This window comes from Pirellulales bacterium (assembly GCA_019636345.1).
Lineage (GTDB): Bacteria > Planctomycetota > Planctomycetia > Pirellulales > Lacipirellulaceae.
Genome location: JAHBXQ010000002.1, coordinates 43,941 through 66,544, shown reverse-complemented (window position 1 = coordinate 66,544; position 22,604 = coordinate 43,941). Strand labels below are relative to the sequence as shown.

Genomic DNA, 22,604 nt, shown 5'->3' with positions numbered 1-22,604 from the left:
GCGGCCCCGCGCACTCCGCTTTCTCGACGTGCGCCTGTCCGCCAATCTGCCTTGTGGGTCCTGGGCCGATCGGCTATTCCTTCGCCGCCATTCGGCCGGCGGGCGCAGTTGCGCGCCTGCGCCGCACCACGGAATTCGCACTTTTCTTGACGAAACCACCTGGCGACGTGCCCATGCAGCCGCTTGTCTCTCGGCAGAATGCACCCGACGGTTGGCGCCTGGCGGCGTCGCTGCTGTTGGCGTTAACCGGCTGCGGGCTGGCCGCTGCGCAAGAGTCGCTCCCCCGCCCTCCCCTGGCGGGCGAGGGGATCGAGGAGGTCGCCGCCCCCGAGGCGGACTACTCCGGGCAGGAATTGGTGGTCGAAGTCCGAATCGTCGGCAACGACACGGTCCCCACGGCCAAGGTCGAGGGCCAGCTCACGACCCGCGCCGGGCGACCGTTCGACATTGCCGTCGTCAATCGCGACGTCCGGCGGCTGGCGAACGTCGGCTGGTTCGTCGACGTCAAGCCCAAGAGCGTCAAGACGCCCCAAGGCCGGATTGTCGTATTCGAGGTGACCGAGCGGCCCACGATTCGCTATGTCGAGTACATCGGCAACAACCGCTTCAGCGACAAGACGCTCGGCAAGCAAACGCTGCTGAAGGTCGGCGGGTCGGTCGATCCGCAGTCGGTGCAGGAAGGGCGCCGCAAGATCCGCGAGTACTACCAGGGCAAGGGCTACAACAACGTCCAGGTCACCGTGCTCGAAGGGAGCCAGGTGAAGGACAAAGGGGTCGTCTATCTGATCAACGAAGGCGCCGCCCAGAAGATTCAGAAAGTCGAATTCGTCGGCAATGAATTCGTCAGCGCCGGGCGGCTCCGCAAGGCGGTGGTCAAAAGCAAGCCCCCGATCCTGATGATGTTCAAGGGTTACGTCGACCTGGAGAAGATCCAGGCCGACGTCGACGTGCTCACCGCCTATTACCGCTCGTACGGCTACTTCCAGGCCCGCGTGGGGCGGAAGATCGAGTACGACGAAGCGAACAAGTGGGCCGTGTTGACGTTCGTCATCAACGAAGGGCCGCGTTACAACGTCCGCAACGTCCGGTTCAACGGCAACAGCAAGTTCGACGGCGTCGCGATGACCGAGCAGGCCAAGGTGCAGGACGGCCAGCCGTTCGAGCAAGCCAAGATGCGCGAGACCGCCGACTGGCTCCAGGAGCTTTACGGCAGCCGCGGGTACGTGTTCGCCGACGTGAAACCCGAGACCATCTTCCTGGAGGAGCCGGGGCAGGTCGATCTCGTGTACCACATCGAGGAAGGAAAACAGTGGCGCGTGGGGCGGATCTTCGTTCACATCGGGGGAGACAATCCTCACACGCGGATCCAAACGGCGCTCAATCGCGTGACGCTGCGCCCCGGCGAGATCATGGACATCCGCGAGCTCAAAGCGAGCGAACGGCGACTCCAGGCGAGCAGCCTCTACCACGTCGACGCCGCGACCGGGCAGAAGCCCAAGATCACCTACAAGATTCCCGAAGAGTACGACCTGGCCGCCGCGGAGTACTCCGGGGGGATGCGGGGCCAGAGCGTCGCCTCGGCCGAGCCGTTTCCCGCGACGCCCGTGCTGCCGCCGCCGAGCGCCGCGGAGTTGACCGCACCGACTCAGGCGCCGGTCTACGCCGCTGCTCCCGCCGCCGTCCCTCGTCCGGCGCCTGACGGGGCCGACATGCACGTCTTCTGCGACGACTTTGAGCATTATTTGCGGTGGGTCGAAGCCGAAGAAACGGAATCGGACATGCCTGCGACGTCGCCGAGCGTCGTCGTGCCGGCGAGTTACGAATCGCCCGCGGCCCCCCAGCCGCGACCGACGTCGTTGCCGCCGACAGCGACCGAACCGATCTTCCGAGGGCAGAGCCCCGTCACCGCTCCGCGGACCGATCTGTTCTGGGTGCAGCCGCGAACGGCGTATCACCCGACGACCCCGCAGCCGCAACAGCAGGCTCCGCAAGCGGCTGCGGCGCAGTCGCCGGCGCACCGTCCCCCGGCCACCAACACGACGGCGTGGCACGACTCGCCCCCGCCCGCCCAGCCGCAGTACGCCCCCGGGGCCTACTCGCAGTTCGCGGCGCCGGCGCAGTATGGCCTCTACGACCAAGCTCCGATGGCCGCCCCGACTTCGCCGACGGCCCCGACATGGCCTGCGGCCCCCTCGATCCAAGCCCCGGCAAACCAGTTCGCCGCGAACCCGGCTCCGTTCGCGCCAGTCGTCGCAAACACAGCCGGCGGGGGGAATCCCTACCAGCAAGTCCGCGGGCAGAGCCCCGCCCCTGCCGCGCAAGGGGCGTACACGCAACTCGGCGGCGGCGCTCAACAGCCGCAAAACGCCTATACCGCGGTCGCCGGGGGGCAAAGCGTACAACCGACGGGCCCCTCCTCGGCGCCGATTTACTACGACCCGCAGGTGCAGCCGGCCCAATACTCGTCGCAGATCAATCCCCCCGCGGGATCGATCTCGCCGACGCCGCTCTCGCCGCAGGGGCCGCTGCCCGGCTACATCCTGTTTCCCGACGGGCGTTACGGCCCGGCCGGGCAACCCTATTCCGACCAAGCAGTCGACATCTTCATCGAAGGGACCGAAACGCAGACCGGGCGCCTGCAGATGGGCGTGGGGGTCAACTCGGACGCGGGGGTCGTGGGCAACTTCGTCATCGACGAACGAAATTTTAACTGGCGGCGTTGGCCAAGCAGCTTTGAAGACGTCCGCAACGGCACGGCATTCCGCGGCGACGGACAGCGATTGCGCATCGAGGCCTCGCCCGGCAGCCAGGTGAACCGCTACCTGATCAGCTTCACGCAGCCCTATTTCCTCGATCGGCCGATCATCCTCGGCTTGAGCGGGTCGTTCTTCGATCGCCGCTACCGCGACTGGGACGAGCAACGGCTAGGGGGTCGCGTCTCGCTGGGATACCAGTGGGTTGAGCGCGACTTGTCGGCGTCGCTCACTTACCGCGGCGAGAACGTCAACATCCACGATCCCTCGGTGCCGCTGGGAACCTTGCAGGACCTGGACGACGTGCTGGGCGACAACGCCATCCACGGCTTCGGGGTCACGGTCATCAACGACACCCGCGACAACGCGTTCCTGCCGACGCAGGGCTACTACGCCCAAATCACCGGCGAGCAGGTCATCGGCACGTTCGACTACCCGCGCGTCATCGCCGATTTTCGCAAGTACTGGATGATCACCGAACGGCCCGACCACTCGGGGCGGCAGGTGCTCAGTTACAGCACGACGGTCGGTTACACGGGAACCCACACGCCGATTTTCGAGCGGTTCTTCGCCGGCGGTTTCGCGACGATGCGCGGGTTCGACTTCCGCGGGGCGTCGCCGATTCGCAGCAACGTCGAGGTGGGCGGCGACTTCCAGTGGCTCAACAGCGTGCAGTACCTGTTCCCAATCACCGCCGACGACATGCTGCACGGGGTCGTGTTCTGCGACTTCGGCACGGTCGAGGAGACGGTGACGATCAAGGACTTCCGCGTCGCCCCGGGCGCGGGCCTGCGGATCACGGTCCCGGCGATGGGCCCGGCGCCGATCGCGCTCGACTTCGCCTGGGCCGTCAACGAGGCCGCGTTCGACGACAAGCAGGTTTTCAGCTTCAGCGTCGGCTTCTCGCGGTAAGCGGTCCTCGCGCGCGGAGCATCATGAACCGAGGCTCGCCGACGATCCGGAGGCCGCTGGCCTCCGGTTAGAACTTGCGCGCGAGTCGGCTCACGAGCGAATTCACCGCTCGCGGGGCGGTTCGTGTCGGCGCCGGCGATAGCGGCGACTCGCTCGGCGCAAAATCGCCTGCTCTTCCTCCGAGAGCTTGTCGAACGTCGTCGCCGTGAGCCGCGCCAGGATGTCGTCGACCCGGGCGTCCTCAAGGTCCTCGCGCTGCCGACGTTTGCGATCGATCGTCTCTTCCTGCCGCTGTTGCAGGTGTTCGACGAGCACCGCCTCGCGATCCTCCTCGGGCTGGGGTTGCAGCCAGAGCGATTCGTCGAGTTGCAACTGCTCGATATCGAGCCCCACGTCATATCGCCGCTGCCGGCTGAGTCGATTTCCGCCGTAGAGCAGCACGACCGACAACACGCTCAGCGGGAACCACGCCGGCACGACCTCGCCCAGCGTCTGATGCTGCAGCACCACGGCCAACAGCGCCGTGCCGGCCGCGGCGCCGAGGGCGAAGTGCGACATCGCCGCGGTGGCGCTCGCCCGCCCCACCAGCGGCCACAACAGCCCGCGCAACAGTTCGGCGCCGTCCAGGGGGGGAGCAGGCACAAGATTCACAAGCAAGAGCCAAGCGTTGATCCACACCGCCAACTGCAGCGCCAACACCAGTCGCGACCCGCCGCCGTCGAGTTCCGGTGCGAACAACGACAACAGCCCCAGCACTTCGACCCGGCCGAGCGCCACCAGCGCACACGCCGCGGCGACGATCATTCCCAGAAAGGCGGTCGGCCCGGCAAGCGCCGTCACCAGATGTGCCGGCGGATCGGCCGGCAGATGAGGTTGAGCCAGTCCCCCGGTCGGCGCCAGGACAATCATGTGAGTTCGGCCGCCGACGCGACTGGCTGCGACCATTCGCGCCCCCTCGTGGACGGCGACGCTCGCCAACCAGACCCCGACGGCGACCAATCCCTCGCCGGCCGTGAACAGCCCGCTCACCGTCGCGGCCAGCATGACCGCAAGCGCCAACAGCGGAAAGTGAATGTGGAGCCGGACTTCACAGCCCTGCCAACGGCCGAGCCGCAAACTCCAACTGCTGGTGAGGGCGCCGTACATGATTCGCCGCGGGGGTCAGCGTGCGCGACAATGCCTGAGACTGCTTTGGGAAAAGGCCCGACCGCGTTCCGCCCGCACCCGGCCATCGACCGGCCGCGAGGCCGGATAGGCGCAAGCGACCGTCAGGCTTTATCGTATCAATCGGCCTATTTTCAAGCAAACAGTTCGGCCGCTTGGTCGGGAAAACGCGGGCGTTTTCCCGGACCCCGGCAGGACGCGGCAGCGTGCCTGGGATCGCGGCGAAGCCCCCCATTTTCCAACCGAGGGGTCGCATCACTTGCAGAACGGAGCAACCGTGCCAGGCAAAGTGCTTCTCGAGACCTCCCGCTTCACGGTGGTCGAACTCGAACAGGACTCCCCCGCAGGACCCGCCCGGCGGCAGGTCGTGCTCCACCCGGGCGCGGTGACGATCGTTCCGATGGTCGACGACGACCGAGTCTGTCTCATCCGCAACGAGCGCGTCGCGGTCGGCAAGACGCTTGTGGAACTGCCGGCGGGGACTCTCGAACCGGACGAACCTCCGGCCGTCACGGCCGAGCGCGAACTGCAGGAGGAAACCGGCTACGTCGCACAAGCGTGGCGCAAACTGCCGGGGTTCTTCATGTCCCCCGGCATCTTGCGCGAACGAATGCACGTATTCGTCGCCGAGGGCCTCGCCCCCGGTCCGACGGCCCGCGAGGCGGGCGAGAACATTGAAAACCTCGTCGTCCCGTGGGACGAGGCGCTCGCGATGATCGACCGCGGCGAGATCGAGGACGCGAAGACGATCGCGGCGCTGTTGGTGTGGGACCGCATGCGTCGGGCCCGGGGGGCCTGTTCCTAGCGCTAAGGCGCAGGTTATCTCTTGGGTAGGGGCCGGCGAAACAGCTCTCTCAGCCAACTGGGTGCGTCGTCCCCAACCCAATCGACTCGAGCTGACAAAGCGCTCGTGCGATGGGACTGCATGCTCATGCCCGCAGCGGGTTCCGAGACAACACCCGCTCCAGCTCCGCGCGGGAGCCCCAGTTGCTGCAGCGTTCGTAGTGCCAGCGGCGGCCGGTGGGGACGAGAGTCGGGTCGCACGGCCAGGGGGTGAACGGATCGTAGCCGAGTTCCGTGGCGAGTCGCGACGAGTCGAGCGCCACGTTCCCCGCGCGGGGGGGGATCGGTCCCGCGTCGCGTCTCATGCAGCCGTGCAGCAGGTGCGGATCGTAGCCGCCGACGCGGTTGACGATCTGCGCGATCTCGTACAGCGACAACCGCTGTGGGCCGCCGGCGTGGTAGAGCCCGGCCAGATCGCTCGCCAGCAGCCGCTCGAACAGGGGATTCAGGCAGTCGGTGTACGTCGGCGTGCGAACCTCGTCGTAGTACAACGTCGCCGGCCGGCCTTTGGCGAATCGCGACTGGATCCAATCGATCGCCCCCGCGTGGCCGTTGAAGCTCACCCCCATCGGCAGCGAGATTCGCACCACGCACGCCCGCGGCAGGAAATCGGCCACGATCTGTTCGGCCGCCGACATCGTCTTGCCGTACACCGTCACGGGGTCGGGGCGATCGTCCTCGCGATAGTCCCCCCCGTCGCGCCCGGCGAAGACCAGATCGATCGACAGGTGCACCAATCGCACGTCGCGCTCGGCGATGATCGAGGCGAGGTTCACGAGCCCTTCGACGTTCGTGCGATGAGCCAAGCGGGGGTCGAGTTCGCACGCCCGCAGGGCGCAATTGCCGGCGCAGTTCAGCACGCTGCGAAACCGCCGCTTGTCGAACAGCCGGAGCAGGCCGGGTCGATCTTCGGCATCGCAGGCGACGATCCCGGGCCCGCGCAACCGCCAGTTGTCGGCCTGCCGAATGCCGACGACCTGCCCCGGGTAGCGCGCGGCAAAATAAGCGAGCGCGTTGTACCCGGCGACGCCGGCGACGCCGGTGATCAACAGCGGCAGGGAAATCGGAGCGTGGTCGTCGCCCATCGGGTCGATCGCACGAGAGAGAACCAAAGTGCACGAAAAAAGGCCGCAACTCCCCGCAGAAGGCGAGTTGCGGCCACGAAGCTGCATCAAGTCGGGCCGACAGGATTCGAACCTGCGACCTTTTGACCCCCAGTCAAACGCGCTAGCCAGACTGCGCCACGGCCCGAGATCTCAACATGCTGGCGCCCCGCGGGGGGACGGCGCGGCAAGGCCGGCGGCGCCCGGGCGAGGAACCGTGCCGACCGGCGTGCTTGGGGGCCCGGTCGGCAGTCCCGCAGTATAGTGGGCCAGACGGCGCCCGGCAATTGGCGGTTTTTCCACGGGCAGCGATGCCGTTTGCGGGGCCGGGAACTCGACTGGGAACTCGCTTTGTTCGACCCCGGCCACCCTGTCGAGGAGTCGTGAACCAACGCCTATTCTCGTCATGACATCGGGAATCGAGGCGGCGTCGGCACGCTAGCAGACGCCGCCTTTGACTCCGTTCTCCCATGGCGTTCTCGGCGTCCTGGGCAGTTCACAATTTTCGCACGCAGCAACTCGTCTTGACCGAATCGGGGCCCTGGACCACATTCGCCGCTGGTCGAGGGAATTCGGCGATGGACCCTCGCAAGTGAATCGAACTGCGCCTCACACCGCGCCGGCGAGCGTTTGCTGTCGTTCGGGCAGCTTCGGCCGTTGGGAACGGCCTGCCCCGGCGCCCTTGTTTCCTTTCCCGCAATGGAGTGTCACGAATGAAACGAGACATCGACCTCGCCCGGCAGTTGCTGCTGGACATCGAGAACCGCGGCATCGACTGCTCGGTGAGCGTGCTGCGGACCGGTCCCAATCAGGAGGCCGAGGAGCGGATTCGCTACCACCTGCGGTTGCTGATCGACGGGGGATTGCTCAAAGAGATCGACCGCACCGCGAACAACGTTCCCTGCGTTCGGCTGACGCACGACGGGCACGAGCTGCTCGAGCTGTCGCGTCATGAAGGGCGGTGGCGCGAAGCGAAGTGGATCTGCCAGGAACGAACCGGCGGGCTGTCGCTGGCTGTCGTGCGGACGATTCTGGTGCGACTGGCGCTCGCCGCCGGTCGGCCGCTGTCGCGGCGGCGTTATTATCCGGCGGGGCGTCCCGCGGCGGATGTTTATTCCACTGCGCGCCCTGCATATCGCTTTGAACCCTGGCGGCACGAGGTGCGCGAGTGGACCGACGCCGACGAGGCGTACCTGCCGCGGTGGCGAACCGATCGTCGCGACGCATACTACGCCGGCGGCTACGCCAACGGGTACTGCCGCAACGGGATCGACGTAGACGGCGACGGCGTCGTGGATTTTGAGTTTGAAGCGACGCTGCCGGATTACTTGATCTAGCTGCGGCTCCGTGGGGCTAACGGTCCAGACCTGGGAGGGGCTTGCGCCCCATAAGTTCGAAGCTGCAATGTTGAGGATTCGACCGGCGGCGGCGATGGGTGCATCGTCGTCGCCGGTTTTTCTCGTTGCGATACCCGCCAGACGATGCCGCGGAGAGCGGCATGGCGAGATGTCCGAGAATTAGAACTCGATTACCATTCCGTCGACGCCGATTTCGACGGCGGGGAAGATCGATTTCACGGCGTCGAGCCCCAACTCGGCGTCGTCGCCCAGCACCGGGTTGATGTGCACGAGAAGGAGCCGGCCGACCTGGGCCTTGGCGGCCACCTGCAGCACGGGGGTCAGGCAACTGTGCCCGGTAAGTTCCGCCTGCTCCTCGTTGCCGTCGGCGAAGTAGCATTCGTGGATCAACAAGTCCACGCCGCGGATCTTCTCGACGTACAGCGCCTCGGGGTCGGCGATCGTGTCGGTCACGTACGCCAGCGACCGGTCGGGCCAGTCGATGCGATACCCGACCGCTCCCCCGGGGTGTCGTAGCGGGAACCAAGTCAGTTTGGCGCCGTCGGCCAGCCGCACCTCGGGATCAAGCGGAATGAGGTCCCCCGGCGGGGTCACCGGGAACAAGAGCGGGGCGAGCAAGTGCTCGCGAATCGCCGCCAGTTTGTCGGGCTCGGCGTGGATCTGCACCCGCTTCAGCTTGCGAGATCCGAGCACGTCGAACAAAAACGTCACCCCCATCACGTGGTCGAGATGGGCGTGCGTCAGGAATACGTCGAGCGAATCGGTCTGCAGGTGATCGGCCACGCGGTACATGCCGGTCCCCGCGTCAAGCACCACGCCCAGTTCGGGCAGCATGAAGCACGCCGTCTGACGACGGTCGCACGGGTGATAGCCGGTCGTCCCAAGCAAGACAAGTTTCATGAGAATTCTGCGACCGCGGTGGACCCTGCAGCTATTGTAGTTGGCGATTCGGGATCGATCTACGCCGCTCGGAGACGGGGACCTTGGGGCAATTGGACCGTGAAAATCCCGGACTTTGCCGCGGGGGACGAGACGAACGGGACGCGAGGTTATGAGCTTCGCCTCGTCTAAAGAAACTGGGGAGGATTTGGGGCGCTCGCGGGAGAGATGCACGATCGGGCGAATGACCTTTCTTGGAAGTGGGTCCAGGCATGCTCACGGTGCGAAACTTTCAGGGGACTTGGTCTTGGTCCGCGAGCCAATCCCCCGTTTCAGCACACGGTTGGGGGAGCGATCTCGTGCGTCGACGCGTGCAGGTCGCAAAGCCTGCGGAAAATTGAATCCGCAACGCGGTGACATCCGAACCCCCTGAGCCCCTCAGCAGGAGCCCCCTCTCAAAGCGTCGAAAAGGCCAGTTGACGACCTGCTGAATTTTACGGTTGGGCCGAAACGGGCAGCGGGCCCCGAAGTCTTCGCCCAGCTGAACCCCGAGTTGACTGCCCCGGTCGCGACCATTTCGCGGCGTTCGATCACCCTGCTCGAGCCATTCATGCGTATCGCCGTCGTCGGAGCTGGAGTGAGCGGTTTGACGGCGGCCCGGCTTCTTGCCGCGCATCACGATGTGACGCTGTTCGAGGCGGGCGCTTCGCTCGGGGGACACGCCCAAACGGTCGACTTCGTCGCCTACGACCGTCCGCTGGCCGCCGACGTGGGGTTCATGGTCTTCAACGACCGGACCTATCCCAATTTTCTGCGGTTGCTGCGGCTGCTGGGGATCTCGCCCCAGGCGAGCGACATGAGTTTCGCGGTTCGCAGCGACGGCGAGGACTTCGAGTACCAAGGGAGCTCGCTCGACGGGCTGTTCGCCCAGCGAGGCAATCTGCTCCGCCCGCGATTCTGGCGGATGCTGGCCGATATCTTGCGATTCAACCGGCGCGCACGGCAGGCGGATCCGACGGCTGGGGTCACGCTGCTCGAGTTCGTCGACTCGTGCGGCGTCGGAGACTGCTTCTGGCGCCACTACCTCCTGCCGATGACCGCGGCCATTTGGTCGGCCCCGGCCGAGGACGTCGCCGCATTCCCGGCGGCGTTCTTGCTGCGGTTCTTCCAAAATCACGGTCTTTTAGATTTGCGGAATCGGCCGCAGTGGATGACGGTCCCCGGAGGTTCGCGACGATACGTCGAAGCCCTTGCGAGGCCTCTGACCGCCGCCGGGCGAGTGCGTGTCGAGACGCCCGTCGAGCGCGTTGTGCGAGCCGGGAACGGCGTCGAGATCACGCCCCAAGGGGGCGACCCCGAGCGTTTCGACGGAGCAGTCCTGGCGACTCATGCCCCGCAGACGCTGGCGATGCTTGCCGACGCGACCCCCGACGAGCGGAACGCTTTGTCTGCCTTTCCCTATCATCCGAACCGCGCTGTCCTGCACACCGACGCAAGCTTCTTGCCGAGGCGCCGTCGTGCCTGGGCGAGTTGGAACTATCTGGCGACCGGCGACCCGCGACGTCCGGTCGCGGTGACCTACGACCTCAATCGCTTGCAGCGCCTCGGCGCCCCGGGGCCGATCTGCTTGACGCTCAACCCGCCCCGCGAGGTCGCCCCCGAGCACTATCTCGCCGAGTTCTCCTTCGCGCACCCGCTGTATACTCATGAGTCGCTTGCGGCCCAGGCCCGGCACGACTCGCTCCACGCCGACGGTCGGGTCGTATTCGCCGGGGCTTATTGGGGGAGCGGCTTCCACGAGGACGGCGTCACCAGCGCCCTGACGGCATGTCGCCGCTGGGGCGTTTTCCTCGACGATTTCACCTCATGCACAGTTGCCTCTACCGCGGAACGGTCCTCCACGCTCGTCGCGGCGCCGTAACCCACCGGTTTCGCTACCCTGCGGCGATGGCGTACCTCGATCTCGAAGAGGTCGATTCGCTGGCGCGGCGAAGCTGGTTGTTCTCGACGGCCCGGTTCGCGCCGGCGAGCTTTCGGACCGAGGATCACTCTCCAAAGCTTTTGGGAGCGTGCTCGCCCGCAGAACTCGCCGGCGCGGTGCGGCGTTATGCCGGACAGGCGCTAAGTCGGGAACTCCCCCCCGGCCCGGTGCGGGTCTTGACGCAATTACGACACTTCGGGCAGTTTTTCAGTCCGCTGAATCTGTTCTTCTGCGGCCAGCGAACAAGCGAGCAGCCGACCGCAGTCGTCGCCGAGGTGAGCAACACCCCGTGGAACGAACGCCGGCTGTACGTGTTGGACTTCATCGATCAGCGAGAACCCGCCGACCGAGTGAACGCCAGCGCAGAACTGCGGTTTCGCCACCGCAAGGACTTCCATGTCTCGCCGTTTATGGACCTGGCCGCCGACTACTGCTGGAGGGTGACATTGCCCGGCGAGCGACTGCGAGTGGCGATTCGCAGCGTCGCCGCGGACCGACCCCCGTTCACCGCCGCCTTGAACTTGGAGCGAATCCCTTGGAACGACTGGCGGCTAGCGACTCAGTTGGCAAGATTCCCCGTCTCCGGCCTGCAGACGCTTGGCGCGATCTATTGGCAGGCGTTTCGATTGTGGAAGAAACGATGTCGGTACTACCCCCATCCCCGCAATGCGACTCCCGCGAATGCACCCCGTCGGCCGGCGACGCCTCGACGGATGTGAACCATGGGCGGTCGCGGCGCCAGGCGCAGTCGAGCGACCGCTTCTTCGGCGCACCGCACACCGCGTCGCAGTTGTCGCTCGTCGATCGAGTCGCGCGGCGGGCCGTGCTCGCCGCCTTGAATTCGCCGTCGGGCTCCGCAGTGCGTCTGCGCGACGAGCAGGGCGAGACACTCTGCGGCGCTGACCGCGACGCTGCCGCCGAGTTGACCGTCGTCGACCCGAGGTTTTGGCGGTCGACCGCTTCGCGCGGCAATCTGGGGTTCGCCGAGGCGTATCTCGCCGGGTGGTGGACGACGCCCGACCTCCTGCCGCTGCTGACGACGCTCGCCGGCGCAGCTGCCGAGCCGCGTCGGTTCGGCCCGGGTTCGCTCGCAGCAACGTTCGGCAACTTCGCATTGCGACTCGCTCGCCGCAACACCCGCCGCGGCAGTCGCGCCAACATTCACGCTCACTACGATCTCAGCAACGAGTTTTTCGCGACGCTGCTCGATCCGTCGATGACTTACTCGTGCGGCCTGTTCGAGTCGCCGCAGACCGATCTTGCCGCGGCGCAATCCGCCAAGTACGAGCGCATTTGTCGGCTGCTGGATCTCTCCCCCCGGGACCATGTCGCCGAGATCGGCTGCGGCTGGGGCGGGTTCGCCGAGTACGCGGCGACGAACTTTGGCTGCCGCGTAACAGGGATAACGATCTCGCGCGAGCAACTGGAATTCGCCCAACGTCGGATCGCCCGCGCGAGGCTCGGCGACCGGGTCGAGTTGCGATTCTGCGACTATCGCGACTTTCACGGGCGATTCGACAAGCTCGTTTCGATCGAGATGATCGAAGCTGTGGGACACGAGTACCTCGGCGGGTTCTTTGCCAAGTGCAGCGAACTGCTCAAACCCGCCGGAAAAATGGCGCTGCAGGCGATCACGATCCCCGATCAGCGTTACGACGGCTATCGACGCCGCGTCGACTACATCCAGAAGTACGTCTTCCCCGGAGGACACCTCCCCTCGCTCGGGGCGATCCACCGGGCGCTCGGGCGACGAACCGATCTGCGGCTCGTCGAGTGCGTCGATTTTGCGGGGGACTACGCCCGGACGCTGGTCGCCTGGCGGGAGCGTTTCTTCGCCGCCCGCGAGCGGATCGCCGAGCTGGGATTTGACGACCGGTTCGTGAGGACCTGGGACTACTACTTGTGTTATTGCGCCGCGGGATTCGCCCGGCGGTTGATCGGGCTGGCGCAGATCGCGCTGGCCAAACCAGACGCCCGTTGAGCGCCGCGGCATGCCCTCCGTCTCCGACACCCTCGTTCCTCTCGCAATCGGCCTGTGCGCCGCGTCAGCGGGAATGACCGCTCTGTGGGTCGTTCAACGGCGCACCGAAAACGCGGGCATCGTCGACCTAGCGTGGTCTGGAACGATCGGCGTACTGGCGGTTTTCTACGCCTCATGGCCGGCAGGGGAGCCGTGGCTGCGGGCGGTCGTCGCCGGGATGCTCGGCGCTTGGTCGCTGCGGCTTACCGCTTACTTGTATCGCCGCGTCGTGGGCCATCCCGAGGAAGGACGCTATCGCACCCTGCGCGCCAATTGGGGGGCCAACGCCGATCGCAAGCTGTTCTGGTTCTTCCAAATGCAAGCCGTGGCGGCGTGGGCGTTCGCCGGCAACGCGCTGGCCGTGGCCCGTTCGCCCGAGCCCCCCGCGGCGTGGCTGATTGCGATCGCCGTCGCGACCTGGGCGATCGGCCTCGGCGGCGCTGCAGCCGCCGATCGCCAGTTGGCGGCGTTCAAGCGCGACCCGGCCCGCGACGGCAAGACCTGCCGCCGCGGCCTGTGGCGATACTCGCGGCATCCCAATTACTTCTTCGAGTGGCTCCACTGGTGCAGCTACGCGCCGCTCGCCGGGGCTTCGCCGGGGTGGTGGGTCCCCGTGGCAATCGCCGGGGGACTGCTGTACCTGCTGCTGTTCGTCACCGGCATTCCGCCGACTGAACGCCAAGCCCTCGCCACCCGCGGGGAGGAATATCGCGAGTACCAGCGCACCACCAGCGCATTCGTGCCGTGGTTTCCACGCCGTTCCGGCCGCTGAATCGGTTCCCCAAACGCATTGTCTGGCTCGTTCGCGTCGCCCCGATCTCAGGACCGTTCCTATGTTGATTGAACTTGCCGAACGACGCGTGGTTCCCGATCGAGCCGTAAGGACGGGAATTCGTCGGCTGCTGGCCGAGCGGTTGCGGACCGAGCGGCTCCATGCCGCGAGCAGCGACCGGCTCGTCCGACTCCGCGAGCAATTTGCCGCAGGGCCGATCGCCGAGGCGACCGACGCCGCACGGGCACAGCACTACGAGGCGCCGACCGAGCTGTTTCAGCACATGCTCGGCCCGCGGCTGAAATACAGCGGCTGCCTGTGGGAACCCGGGACGGCCAACCTCGCTGCGGCCGAGGAGGCAATGCTCGCCCTCACGTCTCGCCGCGCGGAACTTGCCGACGGGCAGCGGATCCTGGACCTGGGGTGCGGCTGGGGGTCGCTGTCGCTGTGGCTCGCCGAGCAGTACCCCGGCGCCGAGATCGTCGCCGTCTCGAACAGCCGCACGCAGCACGAGTTCGTCCTGCAACAGGCCCGGGATCGGGGACTGTCAAACCTCGTCCATCACGTCGGCAACGTCGCCGACCTGTGTCGCCCTGAACCTAAACGCCTCGGCGGAGCCTCGGACTCCCGGACTCTTTGGCACACTCTGGGGCAATTCGATCGAATCGTCTCGGTCGAGATGTTCGAGCACCTGCGGAACGTCGATGCACTGCTTTGCGGAATCGGCCCGCTGTTGGCTGACGACGGGCGGCTGCTGGTCCATATCTTCTGCCATCGCGAGTTGTTCTACCGGTTCGTCGATGCCGGGACGAGCGATTGGATGGCCCGCCACTTTTTTACCGGCGGGGCGATGCCGCCGGCCGACTTGTTCGAGCACGTCGCGGGGCCGTTTGAGTTGCTCCAGCGGTGGGACGTCCCCGGCACGCACTACGCTCGCACCTGCCGAGCATGGCTGGAGAATCTCGACGAGCGGCGCGACGACGTCGTTTCACGTTTCACAAAGGACATGTCCCGCGCCGCGGCGCAGCGACAGCGGCAACGCTGGCGGATGTTCGTCATGGCGTGCGAGGAACTGTTCGCCTGGGACGCGGGGCGCGAGTGGCTGGTGACGCACCACTTGCTGGCGAAGTCGGCTCGCAGCTAGCACGAGCGCTTTGGCACAGGCTAAGTTTCGGGCGGACAACGCGCTAGCCCGCGGTGGTCCTCTGCGGCAGAATCGCGTAAACTGGCGGGACGTTGGTCGCGATTTCGCGCCCGCTCGCCAGATTCGTCATCCCGCGGAGCGTCGTCATGCCGGTGCCGTTGTTCTCTGATCGCTGGGCGTCGCTCGCGATCGCCGCTTGTCTGGCCGCGGGGACGGCTCGGGGCGACCAACCGACCGTCAATCCGACTCTGCCGCGAACGGCCATCGAGCCGGCGCCCGTCTCGCCGTATGAGCCGAGCGCGACCGAACCCGAGGTGCAGGAGGCATGGCGGAAGCTCGCCCCCGCCGAGGCCGAGTTGCTGATGAAAGTGCAGCGGCAACTCGGCGGACCGTTGGTGGATCAGGTGATGCCTCTCGACCCGCCCCCCGCGACCCCGCGACCGACGACCCGTCGCGATGCGTCCGCTGCCGAACGACCTCCCGCACCGGCGCCACTTGCACGTCACGATCTGCAACATGTTCGCGTCCTCCGCGATGCGGCCCGCCGTACCGACGAGTCCGCCGCGCGGATGGAAGATCTCGGCCTGTACGCCCAGGCCGATCAGGCGCGCGAGCTCGCCACGCGATTGCGGCTGGACGCCCGGGGGCTGGCGGGAGCCGATCCCCAATTGCGGCCGGCGCCGGCAGTCGGTCGCACGTTCCCCTCCGGAACGGGTATGGGACAAGGTTGGCCGGGCCAGGCAGCTCCCGTCCTCATCCCCGCTCTCCAGGAGGTCCCGAGGTTGACGCCCGACGCCGCCGCGACGCTGGTCGAGTAACGCCCCCAGCCGGGGAAAATACGACGCCAACTGGGTGAACCCGAAGCCGCCGTCTCCGGTTCGTCTCGTGTCGGCGGCTTGCCACAGGTCGGGCCGGCCGGATAAACTGTACGAGTCGTGACGCTTGCTGACCGTCGCCCGGTTGGAGTCCTACCATGGCGGCAAGGCTGCGGCGCTCCCCTCGCTTCGACGGGGAGGGATGCCCCGCACCTCTTTGATCGGCGCCTCCGCCGTTCGCTTGCCGTCGCTCACGACTAAACGCATGTTCACTAATCGCTCGTGCGGCGCCTCCTCGCGACCCGCTTCGGGCGAATGTCATTTCCCTTCCTTCGTTTGATGGAGCGTGCCGCCGTGGCTCAAGTTGAAACCGAACGCCTGCCGTACAAGGTCCTCGATTGCAGTCCCGAGCAGTTCGAGAAGCTCGCCAAGTGGGGCCGGCAAGAGATCGAGCTTGCCGAGAACGAAATGCCGGGCCTGATGGCCCTGCGCAAGAAATACGGCGCCTCGAAGCCGCTCGCCGGCGCGCGGGTCGCCGGCTGTCTCCACATGACGATCCAGACCGCCGTGTTGATCGAGACCCTTGCCGAGCTTGGCGCCGAGGTGACCTGGAGCAGCTGCAACATCTTCAGCACCCAGGATCACGCCGCCTGCGCGATCGCCAAGGCGGGGATTCCGGTCTACGCCTGGAAGGGGATGACCGAGCAAGAGTTCGACTGGTGCATCGAGCAGACGCTGTTCTTCCCCGGCGGCGAGCCGCTCAACATGATCCTCGACGACGGCGGCGATCTGACCGCCATGGTCCACAACAAGTACCCCGAGTTGTTGGAGAACATCAAGGGCCTGTCGGAAGAGACGACCACGGGGGTCCACCGGCTCTACCAAATGCATGAGCGCGGCGAGTTGAAAGTCCCCGCGATCAACGTCAACGACTCGTGCACGAAGAGCAAGTTCGACAACCTCTACGGCTGCCGCGAATCGCTGGCCGACGGCATCAAGCGGGCGACCGACGTGATGATCGCCGGCAAGGTGGTCGTCGTCGCCGGTTACGGCGACGTGGGCAAGGGCTCGGCCCACTCGATGAAGGCCCTCGGCGCTCGGGTGCTCGTCACCGAGATCGATCCGATCAACGCCCTGCAAGCCGCCATGGAAGGGTACGAAGTGACCACCATGGAGGAGGCCGCCTCGCAGGGCGATCTCTTCGTCACCACGACCGGCTGCCGCGACATCATCACCGGCGAGCACATCAAGCAGATGAAGAACGACGCGATCGTCTGCAACATCGGCCACTTCGACCTGGAGATCGACATGGCCTGGATCAACGGCGAGGTGAAGGCGGGCCGCGCGACCAAAGATCGGATCAAGCCGGCCGAGGTCGGGGCGGTCGACAAGTACACCTTCAAGGACAGCGGCCGGTCGATCCTGGTGTTGGCCGAAGGGCGGCTGGTGAACCTCGGCTGCGCGACCGGCCACCCGTCGTTCGTCATGAGCGCGAGCTTCACCAACCAGGTGCTCGCCCAACTGGCCCTGTGGCAACACCCCGAGGAGTACCCGCTGGGGGTCCACGTCCTGCCCAAGGTGCTCGACGAAGAGGTCGCCCGGCTTCACCTCGGCAAACTAGGGGTCAAGCTCACCAAGCTCACCCCGAAGCAGGCCGACTACCTCGGCATCCCCGCCGAGGGGCCGTTCAAGCCGGACTACTACCGGTATTGATTGGCGCGTTCCGGCCGAGTGACGCGATCCCCCGGTCGTAATCGGCGGGATTGTCAACCGCAACGTCCAATCCAGCCGCCTGCGCCTAGCGCCGGCGGCTGTTTTTTTTTGCGCCTGCGGAGAGGTCGCGTCGTCGCATTCAGGGGATTCAAGGCGGAGGGCGTCTCGCTTAGACTATCCGGTCTTGCTCGCTTCGTGGCGCCCTCGGTTCGCGACGGGCGTCAAGCTGCACAAGCGATGTGAGTTCGGGGCGTGGGCCCCGGTCTTGAACCACGGTCCCTCCGACTTCTTACCTCTCCGCCCCCCATGCCCGACATCGTCGCCTTTCGCGGTATCCGTTACGACCTTGGTCACGTCGGTTCGCTGTCGGACGTCATCGCGCCGCCGTACGACGTCATCGACCCCGCGCTCCAAGAGGAGTTGTACAAGAAACACCCCGCGGGGGTCGTGCGGCTGATCCTCAACCGGGACGAGCCGGGGGACGACGAGTCGAGCAACCGCTACACCCGCGCCGCTAGGTTTCTCAAGCAGTGGCAGCGCGAGGGGGTGCTGTTCACCGAGGGGGCGCCGGCGATCTACGTCTATCACCAGACGTTCGACGAGGGAGGCCAGACCTTCACCCGCCGCGGCTTCATGGCCCGCGTGCGGCTCGAGAAGTTCGGCGAGGGGAACATCCATCCCCACGAAGAGACCCACGGAGGCGCCAAGGCCGACCGGTTCAATCTATGGAACGCCTGCCGGGCGAACCTCAGCCAAATCTTCGGCCTGTACCCCGACGACGCGAACGAAGCGCAAAGTATCCTCGAAGCGGCGATCATCGGCGTCACCCCGCTCGAGGCGACCGACCACCTGGGGGTCGTCCACCGCATTTGGCCGGTGAGCGACGTAAGCGTCATCACCCAGGTCACTAAGGCGATGGGGGGGCGGCCGGTTTACATCGCCGACGGGCACCATCGCTACGAGACGGCGCTCAACCTGCGCGACCACGTCGCCGCAGAGTACGCCGCCGCAGGCAAGCCGTTCGACGGCGAGCATCCGGCGAACTTCGTCCTGATGATGTGCGTATCCATGAGCGATCCCGGGATGTTGGTGCTGCCGACGCACCGGTTGTTCCGCGGCGTGCCGGCCCTCACGGCGGGCGAACTGACCGCGAAGCTCGGGAACTGCTTCACGACCGAACCCGCCGGACACTGCCCCGACCGGGCGCTCACGCTGTGGGAGGAAATCGAGACCGAGGGCCAGCAGGGGACCTTTGGGTTCTACACGGCCGAGGACGACGCCTGGACCCTGGCCCGAATCACTCCCGCCGGGCTGGCGAAGATGGCCGAGATCTCGACCGACCACTGCGCCGACTGGCAGGGTCTGGGGGTGAGTCTGCTCCACCGCTTGGTCGTGGACACGCTGTTGGACCTTCCGAATCTGCCGGCGCCCAAGTACCTGCGGGCGCTGGCCGAGGCGCCGGCAAGTCTCCGCGAGGGGGACTCGGCGGGGCGCGATCTTACTGGCCAGGAGGGGAGCGGAGGTCGATTCAACTTGGCCGCCCTGGTGATGCCTGCCACCGTCGACCACATCCGCGCGATCTCCAACGCCGGCGAACGGATGCCGGCCAAGAGCACCTACTTCTACCCCAAGCTCCTCAGCGGCTTGGTGCTCAACCCGATCGAGTGATCCTGCACCGGCAGGATCGAGGAGGCGAGCTGCGGCGCCCCCGCCCGCGGCGCGCCTTGGGAAATCCTCCCTCGCCGTTCCAGCCCCCATCGCATGTTTCCCGTGAAACGCATTGGGTAAACTGCGTCTCCGGCGCGGCAGGCGCAGCTTAAGCGTTCCACGTGAAACACGACGCAGGGGAAGTCTCGGCAGTTTGTTCCACGTGGAACGGCTCGCTCGCGGCGCAACTGCCGTTGGGTGGGGGCGGGGGGAATCCTACAATCCCCGCCGCTCCGGGAGCTGACGCTCACCGGCTCGGAAGAGACTGCATGTCGATCTTGGGCTCCTCCGAGCCGAGACGCGTCGGCGCTCGGAGTCGCGCACCCCGCAGCCCACGCCTCCCCTCCTCCTACTACGCCTCCCCCATGCCCCGCGTCATTTGCGTCGCCAATCAGAAGGGGGGGGTCGGCAAGACGACGACCGCGCTCAACTTGGCGTGCGCCGTCGCCATCGCGGGACGCAAGACCCTGCTTGTGGATCTCGACCCGCAGTGCAATGCGACCACGGGGCTAGGTCAGCAACCGACGCCGCGACACGCGCTTGTCGAATCGCGCCCGCTGCGGGAATCGTTCGTCGAGACCTATCAGCCCAACCTGTGGCTCTTGCCGGGGGCCCGCAGCTTCGAGGACGTCGATGCGCTGGCCAACTCGAGCGACTCGCGCAGCCTGATGCTGGCGACCCATCTGGCGGGCAGCCTGGGGTCGTTCGACGCGGTGCTTATCGACTGCCCCCCCTCGCTCGGGGCGCTCACCCGCACCGCGCTCGCCAGCGCCAGCGAGGTGCTGATGCCGATCCAATGCGAGTACTTCGCCATGGAAGGGCTCACGCAGATGATCGAGGTAATCCGACAGGTGATCGGCCGGACGAATAGCCGATTAGAGTTCGGGGGGATCCTTCTCACCATGCACGACCCCGCGCTGGAACTGACCGCCGAGGTCGATCGCGACGTTCGCGACTTTTTTGGGGACATCGTCTATCAAACTGTGATTCCACGGGACGTGGCCGTCAGCGAATCGCCGAGTCACGGACGCTCGGTGATCGACTACGCCCCCCGTTCGCGGGGCGCGCGAGCCTACGTGGAACTGTGCCAGGAGGTGCTGGAGCGTGTCTAATCAACGACGTCTGGGACGCGGGTTGGAGGCTTTGTTGGGCCGGTCGTTCGAGGCGCCGCCGGCGAACGAGCCGATCCCGCCGAGCTACGTGATCGATTCGATCGGGTCGCCTTCGACGCCGCCGCCGAGCGATCTCACCCGCAGCGACGACGGCCAGCAGTGGCTGCCGCTCGAGGCGATCGATCGCAACCCCTACCAGCCCCGGACGCAGTTCGACGAAGCCGAGATCGCCGACCTGTGCGACAGCATCCGTACGCACGGCTTTCTGCAGCCGATCGTGGTGCGGGCCTACGCCGGTCGGTATCAAATCATCGCCGGCGAGCGCCGCTTGCGCGCCGCGCAGATGGCTGGCTGGGAGCGCGTGCCGATCCTAGTGAAGCAGGTCGCCGATCGCGAGATGGCCGAGTTGGCGATCGTCGAAAACATCCAGCGCAAGGATCTCAACGCGATCGAAAAGGCGACCTCGTTCCAGCGCTATCTGGAGGAGTACCAGTGCACGCAGGAGGAGCTCGCCTCGCGCCTGAACATCGACCGCTCGACCGTGGCCAACCTGGTCCGCCTGCTGGAGCTGCCGAGCGAAGTGAAGCGCATGATCGGCGAAGGCGCCATCAGCGCCGGCCACGCCCGCGCGCTGTTGCCGCTGGGGGACGAGGGAGAGCAGATCGCCTTCGCCCTGCGAATCGCCAAGGAGTCGCTGTCGGTCCGCGCGACCGAGCAGCAGGTGCAGGACCTCATCCGCAATCTCGACGGCGGGCTCTCCGTGGTCGACTCTGAGGGAAACAGCCGCCCCGCGCCGGTGCAGCCGAGCCAACACGTTCGCGACCTCGAGGAACAACTGCGGCTCGCCCTGGGGACAAAGGTCGAGTTGAAGCAGTCGGCCAAGGGCAAAGGTCGGATCACGATCCACTTCGCGAGCCACGAGGAGTTCGACCGCCTGCGGGCGATCCTCAACCAACAAAGCGCGGGCGGCGCAACGCAGGTCGGCTGACGAGGCGCCCAGGCGATTCTTTGCCGACCAATGAACAACCGAGGGACGCGGACGGAACGCCGATCGAGGCGGATTCATCCGCGTCCCTCGGCGTTTCTCCATGATTGGCGCACGGACGCTGCTTGGCCGCCGCCGGCGGGCGATTGCCGCCGAGCCCGCGGGGGTTTACGATAACGCCACCTGGGCGCCCGCGCGGCGCCCGACCCGCGGGGCGTGGCGCAGTCTGGCTAGCGCGACTGCTTTGGGAGCAGTAGGTCGCAGGTTCGAATCCTGTCGCCCCGACTTGGTCATGATGTCTTGCAAAGCGGCCAGTGGCCGCCTCTGGACACGAGCATCGGCGCCCCCTTGGCGGGGCGACTTCTCAATCGCACTCTCTTCGCTTCACTTGCCCGCAGGACTCACCTATGTTTCGTGTCTGGCTCGTCCTCGTTCTCGCTCTGGCCGCACCTGCGTTCGCCCAGCCGGCGGCTCCGCCGGAGCAGGAGCGTGCGAACCGACCAAGACCGTTCGGGGGGCCGATCGTGCTCAACGCCGACGACGTGCCGGCGTTCCCGGCGCCGCCGGACGGGTTCGACAGGCCGCGCGACGACGTGCCCCATGGCCAAGTCGAGATGATCGAGTACGACTCGAAAACGGTCGGCGCCGTGCGAAAGATGCAGGTCTACACGCCGCCTGGGTACGCCAAGGAGCGGAAATATCCCGTGCTCTATCTGCTGCACGGCATCGGCGGCGACGAGACCGAGTGGCGGCGGTTCGCCCAGCCGGAGGTGTTGCTCGACAATCTGATCGCCGACGACAAGGCGGTCCCCATGATCGTGGTGATGCCCAACGGCCGCGCCCAAAAGAACGATCGGGCCGAGGGGAACGTCTTCGCCTCGGCGGGGGCGTTCGCCGTGTTCGAACGCGATCTCTTGAACGACGTCATTCCGGCGATCGAGGCGCGGTACGGCGTCGTCGCCGACCGCGAGCATCGGGCCCTGGCCGGGCTGTCGATGGGGGGAGGACAGTCGCTCAACTTCGGCTTGGCGAACCTCGACACGTTCGGCTGGGTCGGCGGGTTCTCCTCGGCGCCGAACACGAAGAAGCCCGCTGAGCTCTTGCCCGACCCGGCCGCGGCCAAGAAGCTGAAGCTGCTGTGGCTGTCGTGCGGCGACAAGGACGGACTGATCCGCATCAGCCAGGACGTGCATGCGCATCTCAGCGAGCACGACGTCCCCCACGTCTGGCACGTGACCTCGCACGGGCACGACCCGCCGGAGTGGAAGCAGGCGTTGTACTGGTTCGTGCAGAAGCTGTTCCGGACCGGGGACTGACGAACCGGCGATTCCCGTTGGGAATGG

The 22,604-nt window shown here is 66.5% G+C and carries 17 protein-coding genes and 2 tRNA genes; 15 read left to right on the top strand and 4 right to left on the bottom strand.

The genetic code is table 11. From position 1 onward, the window contains the following. Nucleotides 1-173 precede the first annotated feature (173 nt). Nucleotides 174-3,665, top strand: a complete 3,492-nt coding sequence (locus tag KF688_04120; protein ID MBX3424845.1) for a BamA/TamA family outer membrane protein — start codon at nucleotides 174-176, stop codon at nucleotides 3,663-3,665. A 102-nt stretch (nucleotides 3,666-3,767) separates the two neighbouring features. Here the strand turns inward: KF688_04120 and KF688_04115 are convergent, their stop codons facing one another. After that, entirely contained in the window at nucleotides 3,768-4,811 is a 1,044-nt protein-coding gene (locus KF688_04115) for a hypothetical protein (GenBank protein ID MBX3424844.1), read from the bottom strand. Nucleotides 4,812-5,106: 295 nt separating this feature from the next. Here KF688_04115 and KF688_04110 point away from each other — a divergent pair, with 295 nt between their 5' ends. Further along, nucleotides 5,107-5,634, top strand: coding sequence for an NUDIX hydrolase (locus KF688_04110; GenBank protein MBX3424843.1), 528 nt, complete (start codon nucleotides 5,107-5,109; stop codon nucleotides 5,632-5,634). A 124-nt stretch (nucleotides 5,635-5,758) separates the two neighbouring features. On the opposite strand, the gene KF688_04105 is transcribed toward KF688_04110, so the two are convergent. Both KF688_04105 and KF688_04100 read right to left on the bottom strand, forming a co-directional pair. Continuing rightward, nucleotides 5,759-6,757, bottom strand: coding sequence for a sugar nucleotide-binding protein (locus KF688_04105; protein MBX3424842.1), 999 nt, complete (start codon nucleotides 6,755-6,757; stop codon nucleotides 5,759-5,761). 91 nt (nucleotides 6,758-6,848) lie between these two features. Beyond that, a tRNA-Pro gene (locus KF688_04100) sits at nucleotides 6,849-6,923 on the bottom strand. A 565-nt stretch (nucleotides 6,924-7,488) separates the two neighbouring features. Here KF688_04100 and KF688_04095 point away from each other — a divergent pair. Beyond that, the gene (locus KF688_04095; GenBank protein ID MBX3424841.1) at nucleotides 7,489-8,112 is read left to right on the top strand and encodes a DUF2513 domain-containing protein; all 624 of its coding nucleotides are present in this window, start codon (nucleotides 7,489-7,491) and stop codon (nucleotides 8,110-8,112) included. 180 nt (nucleotides 8,113-8,292) lie between these two features. Here the strand turns inward: KF688_04095 and KF688_04090 are convergent, their stop codons facing one another. Then, nucleotides 8,293-9,033: an MBL fold metallo-hydrolase gene (locus KF688_04090; protein ID MBX3424840.1), complete on the bottom strand. Its 741-nt coding sequence runs from the start codon at nucleotides 9,031-9,033 to the stop codon at nucleotides 8,293-8,295. A gap of 589 nt (nucleotides 9,034-9,622) precedes the next feature. Between KF688_04090 and KF688_04085 the strand changes: the two genes are divergently transcribed. From KF688_04085 to KF688_04030, 12 genes are all read left to right on the top strand, one after another. Next, nucleotides 9,623-10,933, top strand: coding sequence for an FAD-dependent oxidoreductase (locus tag KF688_04085; protein ID MBX3424839.1), 1,311 nt, complete (start codon nucleotides 9,623-9,625; stop codon nucleotides 10,931-10,933). After that, nucleotides 10,879-11,712 carry a DUF1365 domain-containing protein gene (locus tag KF688_04080; protein ID MBX3424838.1) on the top strand — a complete coding sequence of 278 codons (834 nt, stop codon included), beginning with the start codon at nucleotides 10,879-10,881 and terminating at the stop codon, nucleotides 11,710-11,712. The genes KF688_04085 and KF688_04080 overlap by 55 nt, the downstream gene beginning before the upstream one ends. A 140-nt stretch (nucleotides 11,713-11,852) precedes the next feature. Beyond that, nucleotides 11,853-12,974: a class I SAM-dependent methyltransferase gene (locus tag KF688_04075; GenBank protein ID MBX3424837.1), complete on the top strand. Its 1,122-nt coding sequence runs from the start codon at nucleotides 11,853-11,855 to the stop codon at nucleotides 12,972-12,974. A gap of 10 nt (nucleotides 12,975-12,984) precedes the next feature. Then, nucleotides 12,985-13,785, top strand: a complete 801-nt coding sequence (locus KF688_04070) for a DUF1295 domain-containing protein (GenBank protein ID MBX3424836.1) — start codon at nucleotides 12,985-12,987, stop codon at nucleotides 13,783-13,785. 61 nt (nucleotides 13,786-13,846) lie between these two features. Continuing rightward, nucleotides 13,847-14,929 carry a class I SAM-dependent methyltransferase gene (locus KF688_04065; protein ID MBX3424835.1) on the top strand — a complete coding sequence of 361 codons (1,083 nt, stop codon included), beginning with the start codon at nucleotides 13,847-13,849 and terminating at the stop codon, nucleotides 14,927-14,929. A 146-nt stretch (nucleotides 14,930-15,075) separates the two neighbouring features. After that, complete coding sequence (locus tag KF688_04060) at nucleotides 15,076-15,747, top strand: hypothetical protein (GenBank protein ID MBX3424834.1); 672 nt, start codon at nucleotides 15,076-15,078, stop codon at nucleotides 15,745-15,747. Nucleotides 15,748-16,098: 351 nt separating this feature from the next. Beyond that, nucleotides 16,099-17,457, top strand: a complete 1,359-nt coding sequence (gene ahcY, locus KF688_04055; protein MBX3424833.1) for an adenosylhomocysteinase — start codon at nucleotides 16,099-16,101, stop codon at nucleotides 17,455-17,457. A gap of 306 nt (nucleotides 17,458-17,763) precedes the next feature. Beyond that, nucleotides 17,764-19,125 (top strand): DUF1015 domain-containing protein, encoded by a 1,362-nt coding sequence (locus tag KF688_04050; GenBank protein MBX3424832.1) that lies wholly within the window; start codon nucleotides 17,764-17,766, stop codon nucleotides 19,123-19,125. A 404-nt stretch (nucleotides 19,126-19,529) separates the two neighbouring features. Then, nucleotides 19,530-20,276: a ParA family protein gene (locus KF688_04045; GenBank protein MBX3424831.1), complete on the top strand. Its 747-nt coding sequence runs from the start codon at nucleotides 19,530-19,532 to the stop codon at nucleotides 20,274-20,276. Next, on the top strand, nucleotides 20,269-21,264 hold the full coding sequence (locus tag KF688_04040) for a ParB/RepB/Spo0J family partition protein (protein MBX3424830.1): 996 nt from the start codon (nucleotides 20,269-20,271) through the stop codon (nucleotides 21,262-21,264). The genes KF688_04045 and KF688_04040 overlap by 8 nt, the downstream gene beginning before the upstream one ends. A 207-nt stretch (nucleotides 21,265-21,471) precedes the next feature. Next, nucleotides 21,472-21,546 (top strand) — tRNA-Pro (locus KF688_04035). A gap of 122 nt (nucleotides 21,547-21,668) precedes the next feature. After that, nucleotides 21,669-22,577, top strand: coding sequence for an esterase family protein (locus KF688_04030; protein ID MBX3424829.1), 909 nt, complete (start codon nucleotides 21,669-21,671; stop codon nucleotides 22,575-22,577). Nucleotides 22,578-22,604: the final 27 nt, after the last annotated feature.